Raw genomic sequence first — 7074 nt, forward strand, 5'->3', positions numbered from 1 at the left:
ATCCGGATCCGGCAGCGCGGTGAGCGCCTCCGGGGCGCGGCCCTCCACCCACACGCCGCGGGTCGCCACCCCGAGGCGCGCGGCGTTGGCCTGGATCAGGGCCGCCGATCCGCCCCGCTGCTCCACGGCCCAGAGCTGCAGGGCCGGTCGCAGCCGCAGCGCCTCCAGACCCACCGAACCCACCCCGGCCCCGATGTCCCAGAACACCCCCTGGGCGGGCAGATCGAGTTCGGCCAGCAGCTGGATGCGCACCTCCCGCTTGGTCATCAGGCCGGGGCGGTCGGGATGCTGCAGGAAGAGGCCATCGGCCAGGCCGAACAGCGGCAGCGCCTGCGGATCCACCGGCGGGGCGGGGGGCTCGGCGATCAGCAGCACCAGATGCAGGGGATCGAGATCGGCCGGCAACGGATCGGCCGGCAACAGCCGCAGCACCCGTTCGGCCGGATGGCCCAGCCGCTCGCACAGCCACACCTGATAGGCGGCCTCGAGCCCCGAGGCCCGCAGCAGCCGGCGCACCTCCTCGGCGCCGCCGCGGCCGGGGTCGGTGAGCACCGCCAGGGCGGCGGGCCGGTTCTGCAGGGCCGCCGCCAACGGCGCCGGCTCGCGGCCGTGCAGGCTCACCCAGCTGGCGTCCTGCCAGGGGCGGCCGAGACGGGCGAAGGCCAGCTGCAGGGAGCTGGGGGCCGGATGGAAGCGCAGCACTTCGCGACCCAGCTCCTGGAGCAGCAGCCGGCCGATGCCGAACCAGAGCGGATCGCCGCTGGCCAGAACCACCGCCGGCTGGCCGTCCGCCAGCGCCTGCCGCAACCGCGGCAGCAGCATCTCGGGCCTGTCGCTGGCCAGCCGCTCGGCAGTGGGGAAGGCCCGTGCCAGCTGATCGAGCAGCCGCGGTGGAGCGGCCAGCAGCCGCGCCTGATCGAGCCGGGCCCGCAGCGGCGGCGCCAGGCCATCGAGCCCGGAGGCGTCGCAGCCCACCACATCGATCCAGCTGCCCAGGCCGCCCAGCGCTCCCCTGCCTCTGGCGCCATGATGCTCAGCCGCGCCCCCTGCCGCCGCCCAGCGCATGAGTGATCGCCGCCAGCGCATCCACGAACTGGTGCTTGCCCTGATCCAGCGGCAGGAGGGTCTGGAACTGCTGGAGGGTGATGGTCAGGGCCTGAACCAGGCGACCGGCCGCGACGCGGCCAGCTGGCTGGAGCGCAACCGCCGCCTGGTGCAGCGCTACCAGGCCCTGGTGCGCACCGCCATCACCCTCGATGCCCTGATCGACCAGGAGGTTGCCGGCCAGCTCTGACAAGCTGGGCGCAACCTCGGCTGCCCGATGGCGCGCTCCGGCCTTTCCGCCCTGACATCGCTGCTGCGCCGAGGCGCGCCGGACGGCTCCCCCGGAGGTTGCTGGCAGCCACCCGAGGCCAGCTGGTCGCGCCCGTTCGGCCTGGGCTGGGAGCGGCCCTACACGGTGCGCTATGCCAGCAACCTCGACGACGGGCCCAACCACGGCATGCCGCTGGGGGGCTTCGGCGCCGGCTGCATCGGCCGCGCCCCCGACGGCTCCTTCAACCTCTGGCACCTCGACGGCGGCGAGCACTGGTTCGGCACCCTGCCCGACTGCCAGTTCGCCCTCTTCGAGAACAACGGCAGCGGCAGCCGCGCCCATGCCCTGGCGGTGAAGCCACAGGCCGATGCCTCCCGGCCCGAAGCCGGTGAGCCCCTGAGCGCCTGGAGCTGGTACCCGGCCAGCACAGCCGAGCAGCACACCGGCACCTACGCCGCCCGCTACCCCCTCAGCTGGACCAGCTACGAGGGCGTGTTCGACGCGGAGGTGCGCTGCGAGGCCTTCAGCCCCGTGCTGCCGGGTGACTACCGCCGCAGCAGCTACCCGGTGGCGGTGTTCGTCTGGACCCTGCGCAATCCCACCCGCCAACCGCTCGATCTCTCACTGCTGCTGAGCTGGCGCAACACCACCGGCTGGTTCACCAACACCGATCCCTCCGCCTCGGTGCACTTCCGCGACGACGGCAGCCCGGAGCACAACTACGTGCCGGCCATCGGCGCCAGCCGCGGTCAGCGCAACCTCTGGGTCGACGAGGGCCCCCTGCGCGGCGTGCTGCTGGAGGGCGAGCGCGGCACGCCGATCCGCGAAGGCCAGGGCCAGTGGTGCATCGCCACCGATGCCGGCCTGGCCGAGCGTCACCCGGGCCTGAGCATCCAGCGCTGCAGCCGCTGGAACCCGGCCGGCAATGGCGCCGACCTGTGGGAGCCGTTCGCCCGCGATGGCTCGATCCCCGACAGCAACAACGACCGCCACAGCACCAGCGACGATCCCGCCAGCGCCGCCCTGGCGGTGCGCTGCCGCCTGGAGCCCGGCCAGAGCATCGAGATCCCGCTGGTGATCAGCTGGGATCTGCCGGTGACGGCCTTCGCCAGCGGCAGCCAGAGCCTGCGGCGCTACACCGATGTCTTCGGCGCCGAGGGCACGGCCGCCGCCGCGATCGCGGCTGAAGCCCTGCGCGACTGGCGCGACTGGCGGGCCGGGATCGAAGCCTGGCAGCAGCCGGTGCTCGAGCGCTCCGACCTGCCGGAGCCGCTGCGCATGGCCCTGTTCAACGAGCTCTACGACCTGGCCTCGGGCGGCACGCTCTGGACCGCCGCCTCGGCCGCCGATCCGGTGGGCCGCTTCGGTGTGCTCGAGTGCCTCGACTACGCCTGGTACGAGAGCCTCGACGTGCGGCTCTACGGCTCCTTCGCCCTGCTGCAGCTCTGGCCCGAGCTCGACAAGAGCGTGCTGCGCAGCTTCGCCCGTGCCATCCCCGCCGCCGACCCCACGCCGCGGCCGATCGGCTGGTATTTCACCCAGGGCAAGGGCCGCGTGGAGGCTGCCCGCAAGGTGGCCGGTGCCACCCCCCACGACCTGGGGGCCCCCAACGAGCGCCCCTGGGATGCCAGCAACTACACCGCCTACCAGGACTGCAACCTCTGGAAGGACCTGGCCAGCGACTTCGTGCTGCAGGTGTGGCGCACCTTCCGGCTCGCCCCCGGCGGCGAGGACCTGCGCTTCCTGGCGGACTGCTGGCCCGCCGCCGTGCAGGCGCTGCGCTACCTCAAGACCTTCGATGCCAACGGCGATGGCCTGCCCGACAACGGCGGCGCCCCCGACCAGACCTTCGACGACTGGCCGCTCAAAGGGGTGAGCGCCTACTGCGGCGCTCTCTGGATCGCCGCCCTGGAGGCGGCACTGGCCATGGCACAGCACCTCCACCTCGTCATGGGGCTGGATACGTCGAGCGAGCAGCGGGAGTTCAGCACCTGGCTGGAGCAGTCGCGCGCCAACTTCGACAGGCTCCTCTGGAACGGCGAGTACTACGCCATCGACGCCGAGAGCGGCACACCGGTGGTGATGGCCGACCAGCTCTGCGGCGATTTCTACGCCCGCCTGCTGGGCCTCCCCGCCGTGGTGGCCGAGGAGAGGGCCCGCAGCGCGCTCAGGGCGATCCGCCAGGCCTGCTTCGAGCGCTTCGAGGCTGGCCGGCTCGGCGTGGCCAACGGTCTGCGCCGCGACGGCACACCGCTCGATCCCAAGGGCACCCACCCGCTCGAGGTCTGGACCGGCATCAACTTCGGGCTGGCGGCCTACTACCGGCTGATGGGTGAAACCGGCACCGCCCTGGCGATCACCGGCGCGGTGGTGGAGCAGGTCTACAGCGGCGGGCTGCAGTTCCGCACACCCGAGGCGATCACCGCGGTGAACACCTTCCGCGCCTGCCACTACCTGCGCGCCATGGCCATCTGGGCGCTCTGGGCCACCCACACCGGCTGGCAGCCGATCCCGGGAGCCGAACGCCAGCCGTGAGCGCCCGCCGCACCATCAGCGCCCTGCTCGGCCTGCTGTGGGCGATCGGTCTGGGGCTGGGTCTGGATCTGGGGCTGCCCGAGGCCGCCCTGGCCCAGGTGCACAGCCACAGCAACGAGCACGGCGTGCCGGTGGTGCGCAGCCTCGAGAGCCTGCGCGATCTCGACTATCAGAGCTGGCAGGTGGTGGCCTACCGGGAGGGCCGGCCAGGCCGGCCGGTGACCCTGCGCATCGTGGGCTATCCGGGCAAGGTGCGGCTCGACCACCCCACCGCCCTGCGGGTGCGCAGCGGCCGGCGCAGCTGGGATCTGGCCGACATCACCCTCACCAACCCCAAGCTGGCCAGCGACTGGCGCGCCGCCGCGGCCGAGTTCGACCTGACGCCGCTGCTGGCTGACCTGGAGCAGGACCGACCGCTGCGCCTGCAACTGCCGGGGGTGTTCGTGGAGCTGCCCGTGCCGCCCTACGTGGTGGCGGAGTGGCGCAGCCTCACCGGTGCCGAAGGGTGAGCTCCGCCCCAGCCCCCGGCCGGAATCCCGGGGTCGCCTGGCGGCCCTGGATGGACCGGGCCCTACAGCTGGCGGAGCTCGGTGCGGGCCGCACCAGCCCCAACCCGCTGGTGGGAGCGGTGGTGCTCGATGGCAGCGGTGCGCTGGTGGGGGAGGGCTACCACGCGCGGGCAGGGCAGCCCCATGCCGAGATCGTCGCCCTGCGCCAGGCGGGCGGCCGGGCCCGAGGCGGCACCCTGGTGGTGACCCTGGAGCCCTGCTGCCACCACGGCCTCACCCCGCCCTGCAGCGAGGCGGTGATCGCCGCAGGGATCAGCCGGGTGGTGCTCGCCATGACCGATCCCAACCCCCGGGTGGCGGGCGGCGGCATCGCGGCCCTGCGGGCCGCCGGCGTGGAGGTGATCGCCGGCGTCGCCGAGGCCGAGGCCCGCGCCCTCAACCGCGCCTTCCTGCACCGCATCCACAGCGGCAGGCCGCTGGGGATCCTCAAGTGGGCGATGAGCTCGATGGCCGCACGGCCCTGCCCAATGGCGCCAGCCAGTGGATCAGCGGCCCGCCGGCACGCGAGTGGGTGCATGCCCTGCGCAGCCGCTGCGATGCGGTGATCGTGGGCGGCGGCACGGTGCGGGCCGACGATCCCCTGCTCACCTCCCGGGGGCGGCGCGATCCCGAGCCGCTGCGGGTGGTGCTCAGCCGCCGCCTCGACCTGCCGGCGCAGGCGCGGCTGTGGGACCAGGCAGCGGCTCCCACCCTGGTGGCCCATGGTCCGGAGCCGCCGGCCGAGGCCGTCGCCCGCCTGGAGGCGCTGGGCGTGGAGCGGCTGGCGCTGCCGGCCTGCGCTCCCGCACCGCTGCTGGAGGCCCTGGCCCGACGCGGCTGCAACCGGGTGCTGTGGGAGTGCGGGCCGGAGCTGGCGGCGGCGGCGATCCGTGAGAACTGCGTGCAGGAGGTGGCGGCCGTGATCGCTCCGAAACTGCTCGGAGGCCTGCCGGCCCGCACCCCACTGGCGGAGCTGGGGCTCACGGCCATGGAGCAGGTGCGCCCCTGGATCGCCCTGCCGCCCCGGCCGCTGGGCGGCGACTGGCTCTGGAGACTTCAGATCCCCGACCTGCCGAGCGGCTGATCGCCTCCCCCGCCGCCGAGCGGCCCGGCGCCGCCCGGGGCGCGGTCAGACGAGCTCGGGGTGGTCGGGGTCGCCCTTGAACGGCCCCTCCACCCGGGAGGTGATCCAACCGCCATAGAAACCGCCGGGCTGGGGGGTCACCCGCTCGCCATCCACCCAGCAGCCATCCATCAGAGCGGGATACACCGAATACCAGCCCGCCAGGGCCGCATAGGCCGGGGTGGGGTCGGGATAGCTCCACACCGCCCGCCGCAGGCGCCGTTCGGCCGGCGTTCCGGCCGCCACCACCACATCGAAGTAGCGCGCCAGCCCCTTCCACTCGCAGAAGCTGCTGCCGGTGGCGGGCTCCAGCAGCTCCAGGCGCATCGCCTCGGGCGGCAGGTACACCGAGGGGGGATGGAACGTCTCCAGCACCCGCAGCGAGCGGCGGGTCTCGGCCAGGCGCTGCCCCAGGGCCTCCACGAGCACATGCTCCGTGCCCGCCACCAGAGCGGGCGGGCGGGGGTAGTCGGCCACCCGCTCAGGGATCGGAGGTGGCGGGTTCATCCGAGATCGAGGGCGAGCTGCCGCCGCTGCGGAGCCGGCTGGGCAGGGCGTTCCGCCCGGGTGGAGGCGATCGGCTCCAGCGTCCATCCGGCCGGATCCCAGGGGTGCATCATTGGCTCCAGGGCCCGCAGCTCAGCCCCGTGCACGGGCGCCAGCCAGGCCTGCTCCAGACCATCGGGGATCAGCACCGGCATGCGGTCGTGCAGCGGCACGATCAGGGCATTGGGGCGGGTGGTGAGGATGCAGCAGCTGTCGAGCTGGCTGCCGTCGGCGCCGAGCCAGCGCTCCCACAGGCCGCCCAGCCAGAACGGCGCGCCGTCGCGGCGGGCGATGCGCTGCCCCTTCTCGAAGAAGGCATCGGCGGGGATCAGGCAGCGGTGATGGCGCCAGGGCCCGCGGAAGCTGGGCTTCTCGGCCACGGTTTCGCTGCGGGCGTTGATCGGCCGGTGGGCGGGGCGGCATGGATCGTCGGGATCCTTCACCCAGCTCGGCAGCAACCCCCACATGGCGAAGGCCACCTCGAGGCGTCCCTGCTGCCGGCGCTGGATCAGCAGGGGCTCCCCGGGCCGGATCAGCGGGCGGGGCGCATAGTGCTCCGCCAGGCCGGGCGGCAGGTCTCCCTGCAGCCGCGGCAGCAGCCGGTCAATGGCCGTGGTGAGCGCGAAGCGGCCGCACATGGATCCAGTGTGCCCACGGATGTTCCCAGGCTGCCGCCCGCCCGTTGCGATTCGGTTTCCCACCCCGCGCGGATGTGGGCCGGGTCGGCCCCCCCTAGCCTGAACCGAATTGCGGCCCGTGCGCCATGCCCATCCGCCAGGACGACAACCGCCCCACGTGTATTCCGCAAGCGGTTACCGGAAGCCGTTGTGAATGACTGCAATGCGCGGATTGTGCGCCATGGCCTGAAGGTGATTCGCTCGTCAGATTCCCATGATCCAGACGACAACAGTGGCAGTGGAGGTGGATCTTCGAGTGCTGGAGAGCAGCCAATGCCGTCGACTCAGGCCCAGCCGAACCAGGGCTCACTATTGATCGATGCCACTTGT

6 protein-coding genes and 1 pseudogene are annotated in these 7074 nt (G+C 73.1%); 4 read left to right on the forward strand and 3 right to left on the reverse strand.

The window, feature by feature from the left end; all coding sequences use genetic code 11:
* On the reverse strand, positions 1–1086 hold a 1086-nt coding region (cbiE, locus tag SYNGFB01_RS09475), incomplete at its 3' end, for a precorrin-6y C5,15-methyltransferase (decarboxylating) subunit CbiE (RefSeq protein WP_235300092.1).
* Here cbiE and SYNGFB01_RS09480 point away from each other — a divergent pair.
* From SYNGFB01_RS09480 to ribD, 4 genes and pseudogenes are all read left to right on the forward strand, one after another.
* A complete protein-coding gene (locus SYNGFB01_RS09480) occupies positions 1064–1294 on the forward strand; it encodes a hypothetical protein (RefSeq protein WP_048017840.1) in 231 nt (76 codons plus the stop codon). The genes cbiE and SYNGFB01_RS09480 overlap by 23 nt on opposite strands.
* A gap of 27 nt (positions 1295–1321) precedes the next feature.
* Positions 1322–3850: a GH116 family glycosyl hydrolase gene (locus SYNGFB01_RS09485; RefSeq protein WP_048017841.1), complete on the forward strand. Its 2529-nt coding sequence runs from the start codon at positions 1322–1324 to the stop codon at positions 3848–3850.
* 14 nt (positions 3851–3864) lie between these two features.
* Positions 3865–4359, forward strand: a complete 495-nt coding sequence (locus SYNGFB01_RS09490; protein WP_082325973.1) for a DUF3122 domain-containing protein — start codon at positions 3865–3867, stop codon at positions 4357–4359.
* Positions 4360–4409: 50 nt separating this feature from the next.
* A pseudogene (gene ribD / locus SYNGFB01_RS09495) lies at positions 4410–5482 on the forward strand (bifunctional diaminohydroxyphosphoribosylaminopyrimidine deaminase/5-amino-6-(5-phosphoribosylamino)uracil reductase RibD).
* 45 nt (positions 5483–5527) lie between these two features.
* On the opposite strand, the gene SYNGFB01_RS09500 reads toward ribD, so the two are convergent.
* Both SYNGFB01_RS09500 and SYNGFB01_RS09505 read right to left on the reverse strand, forming a co-directional pair.
* Entirely contained in the window at positions 5528–6028 is a 501-nt protein-coding gene (locus SYNGFB01_RS09500) for a DUF427 domain-containing protein (RefSeq protein WP_048017842.1), read from the reverse strand.
* Positions 6025–6705: an SOS response-associated peptidase gene (locus SYNGFB01_RS09505; RefSeq protein ID WP_048017843.1), complete on the reverse strand. Its 681-nt coding sequence runs from the start codon at positions 6703–6705 to the stop codon at positions 6025–6027. The genes SYNGFB01_RS09500 and SYNGFB01_RS09505 overlap by 4 nt, the downstream gene beginning before the upstream one ends.
* Positions 6706–7074: the final 369 nt, after the last annotated feature.

This window comes from Synechococcus sp. GFB01 (assembly GCF_001039265.1).
Taxonomy (GTDB): Bacteria; Cyanobacteriota; Cyanobacteriia; order PCC-6307; family Cyanobiaceae; genus NIES-981.